The sequence below is a fragment of the Paenibacillus sp. E222 genome (assembly GCF_013401555.1).
Lineage (GTDB): Bacteria > Bacillota > Bacilli > Paenibacillales > Paenibacillaceae > Paenibacillus.
On the sequence record NZ_CP058552.1, the window covers coordinates 1,504,952 to 1,522,845 of the forward strand.

14 protein-coding genes are annotated in these 17,894 nt (G+C 47.5%); 7 read left to right on the top strand and 7 right to left on the bottom strand.

Features of this window, described 5'->3' with window-relative positions; genetic code table 11:
- Positions 1–5 precede the first annotated feature (5 nt).
- Positions 6–773, bottom strand: coding sequence for an SDR family NAD(P)-dependent oxidoreductase (locus tag HW560_RS06775; protein WP_090903070.1), 768 nt, complete (start codon positions 771–773; stop codon positions 6–8).
- A 195-nt stretch (positions 774–968) separates the two neighbouring features.
- Between HW560_RS06775 and HW560_RS06780 the strand changes: the two genes are divergently transcribed.
- The gene (locus HW560_RS06780; RefSeq protein ID WP_090903072.1) at positions 969–1,607 is read left to right on the top strand and encodes a TetR/AcrR family transcriptional regulator; all 639 of its coding nucleotides are present in this window, start codon (positions 969–971) and stop codon (positions 1,605–1,607) included.
- Between the two features lie 18 nt (positions 1,608–1,625).
- Here the strand turns inward: HW560_RS06780 and HW560_RS06785 are convergent, their stop codons facing one another.
- Together HW560_RS06785 and HW560_RS06790 are read right to left on the bottom strand one after the other, a co-directional pair.
- On the bottom strand, positions 1,626–2,138 hold the full coding sequence (locus tag HW560_RS06785) for an acyl-CoA thioesterase (protein ID WP_090903619.1): 513 nt from the start codon (positions 2,136–2,138) through the stop codon (positions 1,626–1,628).
- A 205-nt stretch (positions 2,139–2,343) separates the two neighbouring features.
- Complete coding sequence (locus HW560_RS06790; protein WP_062322933.1) at positions 2,344–2,967, bottom strand: acetate uptake transporter; 624 nt, start codon at positions 2,965–2,967, stop codon at positions 2,344–2,346.
- Between the two features lie 361 nt (positions 2,968–3,328).
- Here HW560_RS06790 and HW560_RS34205 point away from each other — a divergent pair, with 361 nt between their 5' ends.
- Positions 3,329–8,527: a rhamnogalacturonan lyase family protein gene (locus HW560_RS34205; RefSeq protein ID WP_179262477.1), complete on the top strand. Its 5,199-nt coding sequence runs from the start codon at positions 3,329–3,331 to the stop codon at positions 8,525–8,527.
- A gap of 342 nt (positions 8,528–8,869) precedes the next feature.
- Complete coding sequence (locus tag HW560_RS06800; protein ID WP_090903076.1) at positions 8,870–9,046, top strand: aspartyl-phosphate phosphatase Spo0E family protein; 177 nt, start codon at positions 8,870–8,872, stop codon at positions 9,044–9,046.
- Positions 9,047–9,168: 122 nt separating this feature from the next.
- Here the strand turns inward: HW560_RS06800 and HW560_RS06805 are convergent, their stop codons facing one another.
- Positions 9,169–10,098 (bottom strand): response regulator, encoded by a 930-nt coding sequence (locus HW560_RS06805; RefSeq protein WP_090903078.1) that lies wholly within the window; start codon positions 10,096–10,098, stop codon positions 9,169–9,171.
- Positions 10,099–10,545: 447 nt separating this feature from the next.
- Between HW560_RS06805 and HW560_RS06810 the strand changes: the two genes are divergently transcribed.
- Complete coding sequence (locus tag HW560_RS06810; protein WP_090903080.1) at positions 10,546–11,982, top strand: alanine/glycine:cation symporter family protein; 1,437 nt, start codon at positions 10,546–10,548, stop codon at positions 11,980–11,982.
- Between the two features lie 185 nt (positions 11,983–12,167).
- On the opposite strand, the gene HW560_RS06815 is transcribed toward HW560_RS06810, so the two are convergent.
- Positions 12,168–13,007, bottom strand: a complete 840-nt coding sequence (locus HW560_RS06815) for a methyl-accepting chemotaxis protein (protein ID WP_090903082.1) — start codon at positions 13,005–13,007, stop codon at positions 12,168–12,170.
- A 286-nt stretch (positions 13,008–13,293) separates the two neighbouring features.
- Here HW560_RS06815 and HW560_RS06820 point away from each other — a divergent pair, with 286 nt between their 5' ends.
- Positions 13,294–13,986: a Crp/Fnr family transcriptional regulator gene (locus HW560_RS06820; RefSeq protein WP_090903084.1), complete on the top strand. Its 693-nt coding sequence runs from the start codon at positions 13,294–13,296 to the stop codon at positions 13,984–13,986.
- A 147-nt stretch (positions 13,987–14,133) separates the two neighbouring features.
- On the opposite strand, the gene pepT is transcribed toward HW560_RS06820, so the two are convergent.
- Positions 14,134–15,372, bottom strand: a complete 1,239-nt coding sequence (gene pepT, locus HW560_RS06825) for a peptidase T (protein ID WP_090903086.1) — start codon at positions 15,370–15,372, stop codon at positions 14,134–14,136.
- A gap of 224 nt (positions 15,373–15,596) precedes the next feature.
- Between pepT and HW560_RS06830 the strand changes: the two genes are divergently transcribed.
- Positions 15,597–15,791, top strand: a complete 195-nt coding sequence (locus tag HW560_RS06830; RefSeq protein WP_090903088.1) for a tautomerase family protein — start codon at positions 15,597–15,599, stop codon at positions 15,789–15,791.
- Positions 15,792–15,833: 42 nt separating this feature from the next.
- The gene (locus HW560_RS06835) at positions 15,834–16,868 is read left to right on the top strand and encodes an NADH:flavin oxidoreductase/NADH oxidase (RefSeq protein WP_179262479.1); all 1,035 of its coding nucleotides are present in this window, start codon (positions 15,834–15,836) and stop codon (positions 16,866–16,868) included.
- 247 nt (positions 16,869–17,115) lie between these two features.
- On the opposite strand, the gene HW560_RS06840 is transcribed toward HW560_RS06835, so the two are convergent.
- On the bottom strand, positions 17,116–17,883 hold the full coding sequence (locus tag HW560_RS06840; protein ID WP_090903092.1) for a class I SAM-dependent methyltransferase: 768 nt from the start codon (positions 17,881–17,883) through the stop codon (positions 17,116–17,118).
- Between the last annotated feature and the right edge of the window lie 11 nt (positions 17,884–17,894).

Here is a 17,894-nt window from a genome sequence, read left to right on the forward strand (position 1 = left end):
TCTTCTTATTGACCCATCATACCGCCATCAACAGTATAGAGCGAAGCGGTGACATACGAAGCTTCTTCGGACAACAGGAAGTTCATGATGGCTGCGACTTCTTCCGGTTCACCATAGCGGCCCATCGGAATTGCGGATACGGTAGCGGATTGATAATCTTCCACATTACCGGAGTTTGCTTCGATTTGACGCATCATGCGGGTATTGATGGTGCCTGGCAATACCGCGTTAACCCGAATACCATAAGGCGCAAGTTCATTTGCTGCTGTGCGGGTAAGACCAACAACGGCATGTTTGGACATAATATATGGAGATACGGCTGGAGCACCCATCAGACCTGCAAGGGAAGAGGTATTCAGAATCGCACCAGATTTTTGTTTTTTCATGACAGGGATGACGTTCTGCAAACCAAGGAATACACCGCGCACATTGACGTTATATACGAGGTCGAGCGCTTCAACGCTCAGATCTTCGATCAGTCCGGTTGGACCTTCAATGCCGGCATTGTTGGCAAAATAATCGATACGACCAAATGTATCAAGTGCTTGCTGCACATAGTTTTTCACATCAGCTTCCTGAGATACGTTTGCTTTCACCGCAATGACGTGCTCTTTGTCGAGTTTCAGATCCGTGATGGTTTGCTGGATGGCTTCTTCGTTCAGGTCGACCAGGACCAGATTAATTTTGCGTTCAGCAAGGCGGCGTGCCAATTCTTTACCGATGCCTCCGGCTGCTCCTGTAATAACGGCTGTTTGGGTATATGATGTACTCATCATGTATTCGCTCCTTATAAAATGTAATCAGGTGAACGGTGTGTGAACGTTCAACCTGTGGTCTATCGTTCCTATCTCAATGTTAAGATATACATAGTAATGTGACAATAATCATTGACAGCGCAAATGTCAGCTATCGGACAGAGATGTAAGCGGTGTTCATTTAGGTTACAATAATGAACAGAGGAGGTGGAAATGTTGATTATCGAACACCCTCAGGATCGGAGAGCACGAAGAACGCAGGATGCCATCATTGCTGCGGCGGTTTCTTTGATATTGGAAAAGGGAGCTGAAGCCGTCACGATTCGTGACATTACGGAACGGGCGGATTATAACCGGGGAACGTTCTATTTACATTTTCCCGGCAAACCCGAGTTATTGCAATTCATTCTGGATGATTTCATGCAGGGCGTGGGACAAGCTTATGCATCACCTTACGCGGAGTTAAAAGAAGTGGATATGACGGCATTACTGCCATCAACGATGCCTGTATTTGAATATATCGAAGCGCACCAAGACATCTTTCGAGCCTTGATGACGATGCACGGGGATATGGGAACCAGACTCTGCAACATGTTCAGAACATATTTAACCGAAGACTTTGTATTGGTGACCGAAAACAGCGACTACACCATTAATTACGACATTATGCTAAGTTACCTGGTATCTGCGACCGTTGGTGTGATTATGCACTGGGCAGAGATTGGGTTCAAGTATTCTGCCCACTACATGGGGGAGCAGCTGACTGCGCTAATTAACATCAAACCGACCCGTCTCCTGATTGAACCAGGGCAGAAGGGTCGGACCATTCATGAACGCATGCTTCAGGACTAAATAGCGTGCCCGGTTCTCTTATTCCCAGGGATAACTAACGGTGAGGAAGTCGGCGAATTTTTTGCTTTCTTCCCGCCGTTGTTTCCGCATGGCAGCCCGAGCTGGAGCAGTCTCGTATAATTTCTTCTCTTCCTCCGTCTCTGGAATGATGCGAGGAACAATGAGTTTACGGTTATTTTCATCCAAAGCGACAAAGGTAAGGAATGCGGTCGCCGCAATCTTCTTCTCCCCCGTCTTCAGATCCTCACGGATGACCTTCACAAAAACTTCCATGGAACTGCGTCCTGTCCAGGAAACAAACGATTCCAGTGTCACCGAATCTGTCGGATTAATCGGATACAAGAAATCGACCGAGTCGGTTGAAGCCGTAACGGTGTTCACCCGGCACAGCTTGGAAGCAGTGATGGATGCAATATCATCAATATAGGACATCAGCTTCCCACCAAATAATGTGTTGTGATTATTCACGTCCGTCGGGAACACCCGAGACGTCTTGAAACAACGTGTTTCACGCATGTACTTTTTCTCCATCTGATCCAGTTCCGTAGGCTTCGGTATCTCTCTCATATGTCTTCCTCCTGACAGTATGGCTGATGGACTCTGCAAGAAATGTCGCGCCCATCATCTCTATATGTTAGTTCTAGTATAGGTTTCGGTCCCATCCCTATTCAAGTGAAGCGTGATTCAAAAAAACCGCCAGGCGCGGACCGGCGCGCGGGCGGTTTGATGCTGTATATTAAGCCTTGGGTCTGAAAATGCCAGACGGCTTGCCGATAGGCAAGAACGTATAGCCGAAGTGAGCGTTCAGTACAGAAGCACCTGTGCCGTACAACGACACGATTCCGATTCCCATTTCAGCATAAGCTGCGATGGTATGGAAGATATGAGGAGCTACGCCGAACGCGTCAAAGGTCAGACCAAGGAACAGGAAGTCAATGAGAATGAAAATGATGAGCAATACTTTATTGGCTTCCACGGCACCCAGCGTCATGAACAGGGTGAACACGAGATATCCGGCAAAAGCAAATCCGAGCTGCTTGCCATCTGCCTGTTCCGCAAGAGTGGAGCCAAACACGCCCATTTTGATCAGCCAGTTGGCACCCATCGCGAACCAGAAGAATGCGTATGCGCCGAAGGCAGTTGTGCCAAAAGTATTGTTGCGTTTGGAATCTTGAATACAAGCGAACAGCTGGGCAAAGGCACCGAGGAAAATCGCCCAAGGAATAGCGTAGCTTAGGCCGTCTGTAATGCCAAGCTTTTGGGAGGAAGCGACCAGAGTGACGATGGCCAACCCAAATAATCCCATCGCGCTGGGATCGGCGTTTATGATTTTGACTTTAGTCTGTGAATCGGTTTGCATGGTGTTGATGAGCCTCCAAATATTCAAATCAGGATGATCCGTTCGAACCGAACCGTCCTCTATACTTCGTAATTCGTATCCGCCTGGTCCGGACACACACATCGCCCTATTGTACCTGAATGAATTACGTATGAAAAGGGATTTTATTACCTTTTGGAGCATGATCCGTTCCCTTGTAAGGCTTGTGTTAGAGATCAGGAACGAAGAGATCGGTTTTTTGGTGGAAAAAGACGGAAAATTACATGTTCATTCCCTGAAAGAAGGGATAGTATCGAATAGAAATGCAAGCGCTTACTTTTGAGTTGTACCATCGTTCTGGCTTTAATCATTCAATGATGAGGAAACGAAAGGATGGGTGTTCATGATCGCTAAGACGCGGCGGGTTGGCCTGGTTATGCTCCTGTGGGTATTTACAATTTCCAGTCTGGGGTGGGGGACCATGTTTGGCACACCAGCAGCAAGTGCAGCCGTATCGGCTGATGAAACTGCGGGTGGAGGCACTTATAGATTCGACTTTGGTTCAGGAGCTGTTGCGAATGGATATACAGGTGTGGACGCAACGTCTGCGTATTCGGCGGAACGTGGCTATGGCTTCACCGATGTGTCCAAAGTAACGGTACAGGATCGGGGTACAAGTGATCCGATTAAATCCGATTTTGCCAAAATTGCCGATGGGGCCGGATTCAAGGTGGATCTGCCGAGCGGTGATTATACCGTCTCCCTTGTCGCTGGCGACAGTGCAGGCAGCACAGATATTGCAATCAAAGTGGAGAGCATGAACAAGGTTCAGCAGAATACCAAGCCCGCGGGTGAATATCTGGAGATGAGCTTCGATATTGCCTTGGTGGATGGGCAGATGAACTTTGAATTCTCCGGAACGGCCGCTAATATCAATGCGCTCGTGATCACCAAACAACAGGAACGCGAGGCAGGTAACAAACCTGCGGTGTACCTTGCGGGTGACTCCACAATGCAGACGTATAATCCATACTGGGAGCCCCAAGCGGGTTGGGGGCAAATGTTCCCGTCCTTTTTCAGTGATGCCGTGGAGATTAAGAACCATTCCATCGGTGGACGCAGCTCTAAATCCTTTATTTTCGAAGGGCGATTGGATGAGATTCTGCGCCTCATTCGTCCGGGAGATTATCTGTTCGTGCAGTTCGGACACAACGATGCAACAATCAGTGTTCCTGACCGCTATGCTTCACCTGCCGATTACAAAAACTATTTGAAAACCTACATAGACGGCGTGCAGCAGCGGGGAGCTACCCCAATTCTGGTCACCCCAATGGGGCGCAGGGACTTCAACGCAGACACAGGCAAGTTCAATGTGTCCTTCCCTGAATATGTGCAGGCGATGAAAGAGGTGGCTTCGGAGAAAAATGTGAAGCTGATCGATCTGAGCGCACTCAGTATTGCGTACTATGATTCCATTGGACCGGAAGCGACGTTGTCTGTCTTCCTTCATGTATCACCAGGCATCTATCAGGCATTCCCGAACGGGGCAGCGGATAATACCCACTTCCAGGAATATGGAGCGATTCAGATTGCTCGTCTGGTTGCTGGTGCGGTTCGTGAACTGGATCTGCCATTATCAGAAGCGGTTCAGGATGCTGAAGTTCCGGCTGAATTGCCTGCCAAACCTGCTGGATTGAAGGCAGGCAGCATCAGCAACGCGGGAGCGGTATTGAAATGGACAGCGGATGACACCGCAGACATCTACAAAGTGTACCGTAAGCTTTCAACAGAGCCGGAAACTGCCTACAAGCTGGCAGGAACAGCAACTGTACCTACTTTGACGCTAAGCGGTTTGGTCGAAGGCAAGTCGTACACGGTTCGAGTAACCGCTGTGAATGGCCGCGGCGAATCCGATCCTTCGGATGAAGTCAGCTTCACCACCAAATCGGCAGCGTATCGATATGACTTTGGTCCGGTAGGTTCTCCGGTTGCTGAAGGGTATACGGAAGTCAACCGGAATACGCTGTATACCCCAGCACGCGGTTATGGATTAACGTCTTCGGCTAATATGGCGGATCGGGATCGTGGCAGTGCGACAGATAACCTGCGTCGTGACTTCGTGATCTATTTTAACGGCTCATATGAATTCAAAGTGGATCTGCCGAATGGTACCTATTCGGTCAAGACGTACACTGGGGACTGGATTGGTTCAGCAAAAACCAACATTAACATCGAAGGCAAAGATTATGGGACCGTATCCTCCGGTGCTCAGAATATTGCCGAAAAAGTGATCAACCAGATTACCGTGCAGGACGGGCAGATGAATCTGGTCTTCAGTGGGGCTACGGCGCATCTCAACGGACTTGAGATTACACCTGTATTGGTGGCCCCTTCCAATCTGAAACTGGATGGCCTGGATCTGGAGAGTGATCCGATCACCGCTGCATTATCGTGGGATGCTATTGCTGATGACGTACAGTATAAGGTATACCGTCAGTCAACTGGAGCGGCCAAGGCCGAACTGCTGGCAACCACGGATGCAACAACCTACACCGATAACAAGATTGACCTGGGCATGAATTACGTATATACGGTATCGGCTGCAGATCGTACAGGTACGGAATCAGTAGCATCCAATGCATTACCTGTATCGACGATTGATTCATCTGTAGAGAAGGCAGAGGTCCCTTCAGGTCTGTCTTTACAAAGCATCAACAAAAATGACGTCTCCTTCACTTGGACGGAATCAGCAGGAGCGCGTGCATACCAAATCTATCGTGCTGTGAAGCAGGATGGACCGTATGATCTAATCGCTCGTACCAAGGAGACGGCATACACAGACTCCACCATTCTCAGCACCATTCCTTATTTCTATAAAGTGGCGTCTGTGAATGCGGGTGGAGTATCCGAACTTTCGGCTGTAATCGAAACCCCAGTAGCAACGACGCTGAATCGTGAAATGGAGTATCTGGACCGTGCTCCGGTCGCTGTACAAACAGAAAACGGCAACTATATCGGCTGGCGCATGCTGGGCCTGGATGCCGAGACTATTGCTTTCAATCTGTATCGGGATGGTGTGAAGCTTAACGATGAACCGATAACGGGAAGCACCAACTTTACGGATGCCAAAGGGACCGATGCGTCCAAATACCGTGTCATGACAGTAGAAAATGGTATTGAAAAAGCAGCAACGAAGGAATTTGGCGTTTGGCAGGAGCAGTATCTGTCTGTACCATTGCAAAAGCCTGCTGATGCTTATACGAAAGACGGACAGCCGTATTCGTATTATGCGGGTGATGTCAGCGTGGGTGATGTCGATGGTGATGGCGAATATGAGATTATTCTGATGTGGTCACCAAACAACGGCAAGGATAACTCCCAGTCCGGATATACCGGTATTGTCTATATGGATGCCTATAAACTGGACGGAACAAGACTCTGGCGCATCAATATGGGACCGAATATTCGTGCGGGTGCGCATTACTCTCCATTCCTGGTTTATGACTTTGATGGCGATGGCAGAGCGGAACTGATGATGCGTACCGCAGATGGTACCGTCGATGGACAAGGGAAAGTCATTGGAGACGCCAATGCAGACCACCGGAACAGTTCCGGTTACGTCCTGCTTGGTGATGAATTCCTGACGGTGTTCGATGGTGAAACCGGAGCAGCACTGGATACGGTAGAATATGATCCGCCACGTGGAGATGTAGCCTCATGGGGTGATGGCTATGGAAACCGGGTGGACCGTTTCCTGGCAGCGGTGGCGTATCTGGACGGTGAGCATCCAAGTGCGATGTTCAGCCGTGGATATTATACACGTACCGTGCTCGCGTCCTACAATTTCCGTGATGGCAAGCTGAGCAAAGTATGGCGTTTTGACTCCAATGATGATGGCTACGGCGAGTACGCAGGCCAAGGAAACCATAACCTCTCGGTTGCAGATGTGGATGGCGACGGCAAGGATGAGATTACATTTGGTGCAATGGCCATCGATGATGATGGCAAACCGCTATACAATACGAAACTCGGTCATGGCGATGCCATGCATCTGAGTGATCTGGACCCAACTCGTCCAGGATTGGAAGTGTTCGACGTACACGAACATAAAGATTCGCAGTACGGTATGGAAATGCGTGATGCAGCTACAGGTGAAATCCTCTGGGGTGTGTTCACAGGCATCGATACCGGACGTGGCATGGCTGCCGATATTGATCCAAATTATCCGGGTTCTGAGGTGTGGGCCGCGACCATTACCAATGCCGAGCATATTCCAATCACCGGGCTCTACAGTGCGCAGGGGGAACTGATCACGACGAAGATTCCATCGTCCACCAACTTCGGTATCTGGTGGGACAGTGACCTGCTGCGTGAGCTTCAGGATGATATTCGTATCGACAAATGGGATTATGAGAACCAAACGACAGTTAATCTGCTGACGGCAACAGGTGCTGCTTCAAACAATGGCACCAAAGCCAACCCGAGTTTGCAGGCAGATCTGTTTGGAGACTGGCGTGAAGAAGTGATGTGGCGCAGTCAGGACAGCTCGGAATTACGCATTTATACGACGACAGATGAGACGGATGTGCGTATTCGCACGTTGATGCATGATCCGGTCTACCGCCTTGGGGTAGCTTGGCAAAATGTAGCCTATAACCAGCCGCCACATACCGGCTTCCATCTGGGAGTAGGCATGGAGCAGCCAGCGGCACCGAATATTCGTTATGTCGGTGCTCCGCAAGAAACAGGAGATACGACACCTCCGGTCATTACCGGCATGCCTGCGGAACAGATGAGTGAAGAGGATGTACTCCAAGTTGATGTGAAGGCAGAAGATCCGGAGTCTGGAATCACTCTTCTGGAATTGACTTGGGATGGCGAGGCCGTAGAACAAGGTGATGAGATTGCACTGACGGGTCTGGTGGGAAAACACACCTTTACAGCCAAAGCTGTTAACGGCGCGGGACTCATCACTGAGCTTTCCGTGGAAGTGACAGTTATCGCCGCAGACCAAGCCACAGGTGCACCGGGTGTGCCTTCCTTGTCCGACGATAATCAACATGGCGACGGTTTGGCCGATGGAACATACACTATCACGATGAATATGTGGTGGGGGAATAACGGTACACAGTACAAATTGTATGAGAACGGTGAACTGATCGATACGCAGAAGCTCACGGCCTCAAGCCCTGCTGCCCAAAAGGCATCCACCGATATTTCGGGACGGGTAAACGGTACGTATGTATATACTTGCGAACTGATCAATTCAAAGGGAACGACCGAATGCGCTCCGCATACCGTAATCGTTCGTGATGCAGCACCAGGGAAGCCGGTGCTCTCTCATGACAACTGGGATGGGGATGGAAACTACACCATTACGATGAACATGTGGTGGGGCACAAATGCCACCTCCTATCGTCTGTATGAGAACGGTCAAGAGATCGACAGCCAACCGTTGACTGCAGCATCTCCGAATGCACAGACAGCAAGCGCAGTGATCAAAGATCGTGCACCTGGCGAATATGAATACGTTGTGGAATGGATCAACGAAAGTGGATCAGTTTCAAGTGAAGTCATCACAGTGAAGGTCACACATGATTAAAGTGATTTAACGTTTAAGCACCTCTCTATTGATATAGGGTATCCCCTTGGGTAAGCCTGTAGATGGAGAGGTGCTTTTTTGTTTTTTTAACATACACAATAATGACACATTTGTTTGAAAATGAAGTTAGTGGGGGAAATTTGCTCGTGGAATTGGAATCTCTTCTTTATATTAGGCATAGCAGAGCCATTTTCGGATCGTCTTCTAGGAATAGCTATAGAGACTTTCAAAAATTGGAGAAGGATACAAAACATCCATGTGAACTATGCCATATGTTAATCCAACTATAGATTGACAGGAAAACCTAAAATGTAACACAGAAATAAGGAGGGATCAGGTGCGATGGTTATGAGTTTGGAATTAAAAAATCAAATAGAGAAAGCCAGACGTAACCTTCATATGTTGGTAGAGCATAACGAGGGTAGATTTGGACATCCCGATGTGCTTCAGCAGTCCATGGTACTGGATGAATTGATCAATGAGTATAATCGAATGAATCTCAGCAAGCCGAGGGCTTGATGGATATAGATGAGCTTTTTTTGCAATCATGCGCACATGATAATAGCTGGAATAGGCAGCAGGAAGAACGAATGCTGTATCATTCCAGTTCAATCATGAGCGCATGTTTTTTTGTTTAATCCTCAATGCAACAGCCGCTTGGCTTCCAGATACAGTACCTGAACGAACTTTTTGGTATTAATGCGTGTTTGGGACAAGGAGGGCTCCACATTGTTTTGCAGTTCCAGCATTTTCTTGCGAATCTCCGTAAAGTCAAAGAACTTCGACGCGTAATTCTCGAACTTCGGATGTGTGTAATCCGTGAGTCCAAGCGATACGACATGGCTTAATGTTTGGAAAATGGCACGGCGAACGCGCTGCTCAGAAGCTTTGATCTCCTTCGTTATTTCAGCCGATGAAGCATCGGAACCCAGTTTGCGTAGGGCTACATTCTGGAAGATATCTTTAAGTGACGGGAACGTGTATGGAGAGAGCTTGTGTTCCTCCGTTTCAATCTGCTCCAGGTATTCCAGCATGTCCAGCAGATCTCTGCTGCCGGCTTCTCCGATCATGCCCATCTCGGATAACAGGAAATGTCCTGCTGTCGTGATCGTTTTGTCGGGGGCTGGTGTTGAAGCACGTTCAGAAGATTGTAATCTGGACAGTCCTTGCAGCGTACGCTGAATATCTGCGATGGATTGCTGCATGCGCAGACGTTCATCCACCAGACGCAGAACAGACAGGATCTCCAGCCGATTAATCGGCTTCGTAATATAATATTCGATGCCAAGCGAATAGGCTTCCCCGATCATATTTTTCGACTCAATCTGGGAGATCATCACGATCTTGCCATCGAACCTTCCTTCCAGCGCACGTATCGTCTGAATCCCGTCTCGCTGCGGCATGAGCAGATCAATCAGCAGTACATCCACCTTATGCAGCTCCAGCAGTTCAGCATGAATATGAGCTCCATCATCGGCTTCCCCCACGATCTCCCCGAGCCCCTCATCTTCAATAATATCCATCAGCATGGATCGAACCCCAGGATCATCATCCACAATAAAATAACGCATTTCCGTGTCCTCCTCTCTGATTAAGTCTACGCCTATATATTTCGTTCTCTGCATCTATAAATGATCTTTCCCTGCTAGTAATGTCCCCTATTATCATACTTGGTTGTATATCCCGATGTGAAGACCCGTGTATGTTGATCAATATGTCAGATAAAGTGACAGTGAATGGATAAACGTTGCTTATTTATAAAAAATTTAAATGATTCTGTGTAGGTATTTGTCGATTTCCGTAGATGTCCCTGTAGTATAGGTAACATCCGAAAGTGTGGATTCCGAGATATGCAGAATGGTACAAACGATGCTCTTAACCTATCGAACTTCAGCTGGAAGTTGTCTGTCTGAGGTGATAGAACTGCATGCCTTTATGAAGTAGTATTAGAATTTTTCGCTCAGTCATACAGCTGGGAACGCTTTTTAACGAACCATTAACGAAAAGGGGCATTGCCAATGGAGCAAACAATACAAGATATTATTGCAGTTTTCAATGATTTTCTGTGGTCCAAGCTGTTAATCATCTTGTTGGTCGTATGTGGTTTGTATTTTACGACCAAGACCCGGTTCATGCAATTCCGCATGATTGGGGATATGGTGAAAGTGCTCAAGGAGCCGAAAAGTAAGGAGCCCGGTAAAATTTCGCCGTTTCAGGCATTCTGTATCAGTATGGCAGCCCGCGTGGGAACCGGAAATATTACCGGCATTGCACTGGCAATCGCACTGGGGGGACCCGGGGCTGTATTCTGGATGTGGGTTATCGCGATTTTTGGTTCGGCTTCGAGTTTTGTGGAGAGTACACTTGCTCAAATTTATAAAATCAAGGATAAGGGTGGATTCCGCGGGGGCCCTGCTTATTATATGGAGCGTGGTCTTGGGAAACGCTGGATGGGGATATTGTTCGCAATTCTCATCACGTTGTCGTTCGGTTTGGTCTTTAATGCGGTGCAGTCCAACACAATCACAGTGGCATTCAAAAATTCATTTGGGATTGATCGGTTGACTGTAGGTATTATTATGGCCGTTGTGTTTGCGGGAATCATTATGGGTGGTGTTAAACGGATTGCCAAGGCATCCGAATATATCGTCGTTGTTCTTGCTGTGCTGTACATTGGCGTGGCTGCATTTGTTGTTCTGTCGAACATCACACAGCTTCCGGCCATGATTGCGCTGATTGTGAAAAATGCCTTCGGCATAGAACAGGTCGCTGGGGGTACACTTGGAGCCGCGCTGATGAATGGTGTCAAACGTGGTTTGTTCTCCAACGAGGCTGGTATGGGTAGTGCGCCGAATGCTGCGGCTACGGCGGATACAACACATCCGGTTAAACAAGGGCTTATTCAGGCGTTTGGCGTGTTGACGGATACCTTGGTCATTTGTACAAGCACGGCCATGATTATTTTGCTATCTGGGGTGTACAAAGGTTCCAATCTGGGTGGAATTGAATTAACTCAAGCGGCATTAAGTGTGCATATGGGTTCATGGGCGTCCGGATTTTTGGCAGTCATGGTGTTCCTGTTTGCCTTTAGTACGCTTATCGGGAATTATTACTACGGGGAGACCAATATTGAGTTTATCAAATCCAATAAAGGTTGGCTGTGGGTATACCGTGTGTGTGTCATCGCGATGGTGCTGTTCGGTGCCGTTGCCAAGGTACAGCTGGTATGGGATTTGGCGGATCTGTTCATGGGGCTGATGGTTGTGGTGAATCTGATTGCCATCCTGATGCTGTCCAAGGTGACATTCGATGCACTGAAGGATTATAAGAAACAAAAGGCCGAAGGACGTGACCCGATCTTTACTCGGGACCGTATTCACATTCCGGGTGAAGTGGAATGCTGGGAGTCGGAGGCTGAGGTAATTGGGACAAAATTAAATGAATCTGCCAAATAACGAAGGGATTATGGAATCAGATACAATACGAGATCCACATACATCACGATAAAAAGACAAATGAAAACAGGACTTGGAATCTCCACGAGGGGACGCCCAAGTCCTGTTTGTTACATATATAGCAGTATGGTTCAGGTATCTCTGGTGGAGTGGTAACCATCCCATCAGGTTATACTTGTTATCCCTTATTCGTTCACAGAGTAACTGATGAGTTGCTCAGACAGAGCTTTCATGCGTTCTCCCGCTTCATTCAGCTTCTCGATGACATCCGTAAAGGAAGATACAAGCGTAGCTTGCTCCTGAGAAGAAGCTGCAATTTGAGAAACTTCGACTTCCATCTGTTTAATAACCTGTTGTACATCTCTCAAGCTAATATCAATATCGCTGGTAGCCTGTTTGGCATCGACAGAAAGTTTGCGTACTTCCGTTGCGACCACACCAAATCCTGCTCCCGCTTCACCTACACGAGCAGCTTCGATAGCGGCATTCAGCCCAAGCAAGTTGGTCTGTTCCGAGATTTCACGAATGAATCCGGCAACCTTGTTGATCTGGGAAGAGTTCTGTACCGCAAGACGTGTATTCTCCAGAATCTGTTCGCTGGTGGCCTGCAATTCCTCCGCATGAGCGGCAACGTGCTGGACCATTTCAACCAGGTTTCCATTAATCGTTTGGTTTTCTTGTATAATAGCTTCAAGCTGATTCTGGTTCGATTGATCATACGATACGCAGAAAATAGCAACGACCTGATGATTGTCATCAAAGATCGGTATATTAAGGACATCCAGCTCGATACCGTAGTATTCTGCCGGCAGGTGGGTGAGAGAGGCTTCGTTTCCGTTCTTGAGAGCTGTGAAGTTCTTATATCCATCCAAAAGAGGATCGCCTTCGCTGAATCCAAGATTAAACTTATCGGTGGAGACAGAATACAATACCTTCTCGTGATCATACACCGTTAGACTTGCTGGTTCTCTAAGAATCAGACGGATATAAGGCATTACTTTCAAAAGAGCATCTACAATGTTCATGGTACGTCTAACCATCCTTTCACGATTTGAATTCGAAATTAGCAGTTGTAACTATGCTTATTACTTTATCTTTCATCGGATAAGAGTGCGCTATCATGTACTCCTTTTTTCATAAAATATTGTCAGTTCTAGGGCTGAATATTAAAATTTTTTCCATTTAGCTTAATGTTTTGGATATAACTTCTAGTTGTGACTATTTTTATATCAAGATATTCGTACGGACGTATATCGTTTATGGGACATGTGTCCAGTGTATATGTAGAACCACAAAGGGGGTTTATCCGAGATGAGAGAAATCATGGACTTTGAATTGCTGCGCCAGCTTGCGCGGGAGCATGGTCTGGATCAGGTGCTCGACGAACCTGCGCTTGCTGAATTAAGGCTGCTTGAAGCCTCCAAAGGCGAGATTATATGTGCCAAAGGTGAACGTCCCGAGCGATTATATTTTCTCGTCCAGGGTAAGCTCAAGATTTATACAACACTGCCGAACGGCAAGTCTTTGCTGCTTCGTTTCAGTATGCCGCCTGCGCTGGTAGGTGATCTGGAGCTGGTCAATGGCAAGGAAGCCAAAAACACGGTGGAATCCGTCAACAAGAGTTTGCTGCTCGGTGTAAGCTATCGCTATCTCAAGAATACATATGCTGAAAACCCGAAGTTTCTCCATTTTATGCTCAGCCATGTGACCCACAAATTATATACCTTCTCGAATCTGTCGAGTCTCAACCTGCTATATCCCGTCGAGAGCCGTTTTGCAAGTTATTTGCTGTCCACGATGGAGCAGGGGGAGCAGATCACGGAAGAAATCCAGACCTCCAAGCTGACAGAGCTGGCGGATATGCTGGGCACGAGCTACAGACACTTGAACCGGGTCATCCATGACCTCCGCGACCGTGAAATCATCCGCAAAGAAAATCGCAACATTGTCATCTGCAATCTGGAGCAGCTGCGTGAAATTGCGGGAGGTAATATGTACGAATAAATAAGGATAGATGTGCTATTGCTTTCTTAAACCATTAATACAACAAAAACACCCTCTGCATGTGATATGCCAGAGGGTATCTTGCTTTCACCTGTTGGTGGATGGTCTATTTGTATTGCCGTGCTGTAGCTTTATGTTTATGTCGAACTAAACATCTCCACGCTGTTCAAATAATTGAGCAATTTCCACGATGACCTGTGTGGCCTTCACCATATTATCCACTGATACATATTCGAATTTGCCGTGGTAGTTCTCTCCGCCCGTGAAGATGTTGGGTGTAGGCATACCCATGTATGAGAGTTGGGAACCGTCTGTACCCCCGCGAATCGGATGGATGACAGGCTCGATATCCAGTCGAGTCATCGCTTCATGTGCAATATCGACGATCTGGCGCACAGGTTCGATTTTCTCACGCATGTTATAGTATTGATCATTCAGTTCAATGGAAATGCTTTTCTCGCCATATTTGCTTTTCAATTCGTCCACGACTTTTAACAAATATGCTTTGCGTTCCTCGAACTTCTCCCGGTCGAAGTCCCGAATGATGTAGCTCATCTTGGTTAGTTCGACGTCTCCCTCGATGGATAACAAATGATAGAATCCTTCATACCCTTCTGTGAATTCGGGAGCTTCCTCCGCAGGCAATCGGCGGTTCAACTCCATCGCAATTTTAGCGGAATTGACCATCTTGTTTTTGGCTGTACCCGGGTGCACGTTGGTGCCCCGAACTGTGATTTTGGCAGCCGCCGCATTGAAACTTTCGTATTCCAGCTCGCCGAGTGGTCCGCCGTCTACCGTGTAGGCATATTTGGCTCCAAAAGCAGGCACATCGAACTTATGCGGCCCGCGGCCAATCTCTTCATCCGGGGTAAAAGCAACACGAATCTTTCCGTGTTTTACTTCCGGGTGTTCAATCAGGTAAGCCATCGCCGTCATGATCTCGGTAATGCCTGCTTTATTATCCGCACCAAGCAGTGTTGTACCATCTGTTGTAATCAGGGTGTGGCCCTTATATTCACGCAGTTCCGGGAAATCCGTGGTGGATAACACCACATCCAGCTCCTGATTCAGTACAATATCTTGTCCATCATAGTTGTCGATGACCTGTGGTTTGACATCTTTGCCTGTGAAGTCGGTGGCTGTATCCAGATGAGCAAGGAAACCGATCACGGGAACATCCTTGTCTGTGTTGGATGGCAATGTCGCCATCACATAGCCGTTATCATCCATGGTCACTTCCTGCAAACCAATGGCTTTGCATTCGTCAACCAAGTATTTACCCAAAACTAGCTGGCCTGGTGTGGAAGGGCAGGTTTCACTATTTTCATCGGATTGCGTATCCATTTGAGCATAGGTTGTCAGTCTTTGAATTAAAATATCTTTCACCAGTAATCGCTCCTTTGGCTTCGGTTTATTATAGTTGGGTATATTATTTCCTGAGTGTCCGTATGACTATCATATCATGTTTTGGAACGGTTTCGAGTAATGGATCAATCAGAGATGGATGCAGACTAGGTATCAAAAAGGGTACTATCGCACAATAAAGTACGTACTTGTTTTCCTGTAGGTTAAGTTCATAATATGATTAATAAAAGGATGTGAATTTTCCCATGCCATTTATAACCGTTAAAGTGCTGGAAGGCAAGACAACGGAGCAGAAACGCCAGTTGATTGAACGGATGACCCAAGTGGCTTGTGAGACACTGGACGTCGATCCGAGCAACGTATTCATATTCATTGAGGATCTGGAAAAGAGTAACTACGGCAAGAATGGAAAGCTATTTTCCGATCAGCAAAACAATTAAATGCCTTAACATATACCATATTGAATAGGAGATGTACCTGGAATGACAGAGAAATTATTTTCCCCGTATCAATTGAAGGGGCTTCAACTAAATAACCGTGTCGTCATGGCACCGATGTGCCAATATTCCGTTACTGCCAAAGACGGTATTCCGAACGATTGGCATCAGGTACACTATGTAAGCCGTGCGGTTGGCGGTACAGGGTTGATCGTGATCGAGATGACGGATGTGGATCCGGACGGACGTATTACCGACAATGATCTGGGCATCTGGTCAGATGAACACATTCCTGCCTTTACCAAGCTGGTGGATGGCATTCACGCTTATGGCTCCAAGGTGGCGATTCAGATCGCGCATGCCGGACGTAAAGCAGAGGATGCGGCTCGACCTGTAGCTCCATCGGTGGTTACCTTCCCTGGAGAGAGCTTCAATACACCACACGCTTTAACTACAGAGGAAACACAAGCCATGGTACAGAAGTTTGCGGACGGTGTACGCCGTGCAGTAGCTGCTGGGGTTGATGCCATTGAGCTGCATGGTGCGCATGGTTACCTCATTCACCAGTTCCATTCTCCACTGATGAACCATCGCGAGGATGAGTATGGACAGGATCTTTCCCGTTTTGGTGTCGAGATTATTCGTGCAGCGAAAAAAGAAATGCCGGAAGATATGCCGCTGATTATGCGGATTTCGGCAGTGGAATACGCTGATGGCGGGTATGATATTGATCATACCATTGAAATTTCTCGTGCCTATCAGGCAGCAGGCGTGGATATGTTCCACATTAGCTCTGGCGGTGAAGGACCTTCCGGACAACGTAAACCGGGTAACTACCCTGGTTACCAAGTGCCGTTTGCTCGTCGTTTCCGTGAAGAACTGAACGTTCCTGTCATTGCGGTAGGCATGCTTGAGGATTCAGCTCTGGCTCAAGCAGTTATCGGCAACGGTGATGCAGATCTGGTCGCGGTTGGCAGAGGTATGCTACGTGATCCTTACTGGGCGACTCATGCAGCGCTGGAACTGGGTGTTAGCAAAGATCAAGCGGCTATCGCACAGCCATATTCCCGAGGATACTGATCTTAATTAGAACATTTATATAGATGCAATGATAAAGGGATGTCCCATAAGTCATGAACATGACGGAGGACATCCCTTTTTTAGCATCATTACAATCTAACGAACCGAGCAACTGTTATTAGCTGCAATTTTTACAGGTTTACGTATTAACGAATCGTAGGCACGTTACTTCCTCGATCTTGGATCTTTCCCGGTGCGGTCGATTGTTAGCGCTTTGATCTGAAAGTGAAACCACTTCCGAGGGTATTCATCGTGTAGCTTCAAACACAAATTTCTGATCAGAACGCGAAGGTGCCTGCTCGGGATCGAAGTCTGCATATACAACAACGTTAATGAAACCGATCTGTTCCAGAATCATGCGCAGCTCCTCCACACCGTACCAACGTAATGCAAGCTGTTGCAGTTCCGTGGCTATGAGGGTGCCGTGGCGCCACTTTTCATAGCGAATCAGACTTACTTTGTACTGCTGAAGCATATTGACTTCGATGTCTTTGCTCTCCATTGTGATCGTATCGCCATCCGGTAATTGAACAGTCGAGGTACCTGAGTAGTGTGAAGTCGTATTCATTACATCGGGTAGAAAGAGGTCCAGCACAAGCCGGCCTCCCGGTTCCAGATGGTGATACAGATTACGCAGGGCCTTTATGGAAGCCAGTCTGTCTTGAATAAGCAGCAGGGAGCCTGCGGCGATGATAATGAATTCATACCGATAAGGAAGATCAAGTGTCTCCAGATCAGCAGCGAACAATTCAGGCAGGGGCAATCCTCGCTCGGTGCAAAGAGTACGGCAAGAATTGAGCATATCTGATGAATAATCAAGACCGTCTACGTTCAAACCAGCCTCAAGTAATGGAATCAGCATTCGTCCTGAGCCAGACATCGCTTCCAGGATGCGTCCATTGCAGTTCTTCAGATAATCACGGTAAAATTCAATATCGCCTCCAAGGGATTGGCCAACGGGTTTGGTGGCATTATAAACCTCGGTACATAACGGACCATAATAACTAAAAGACATGTAACGTTTCC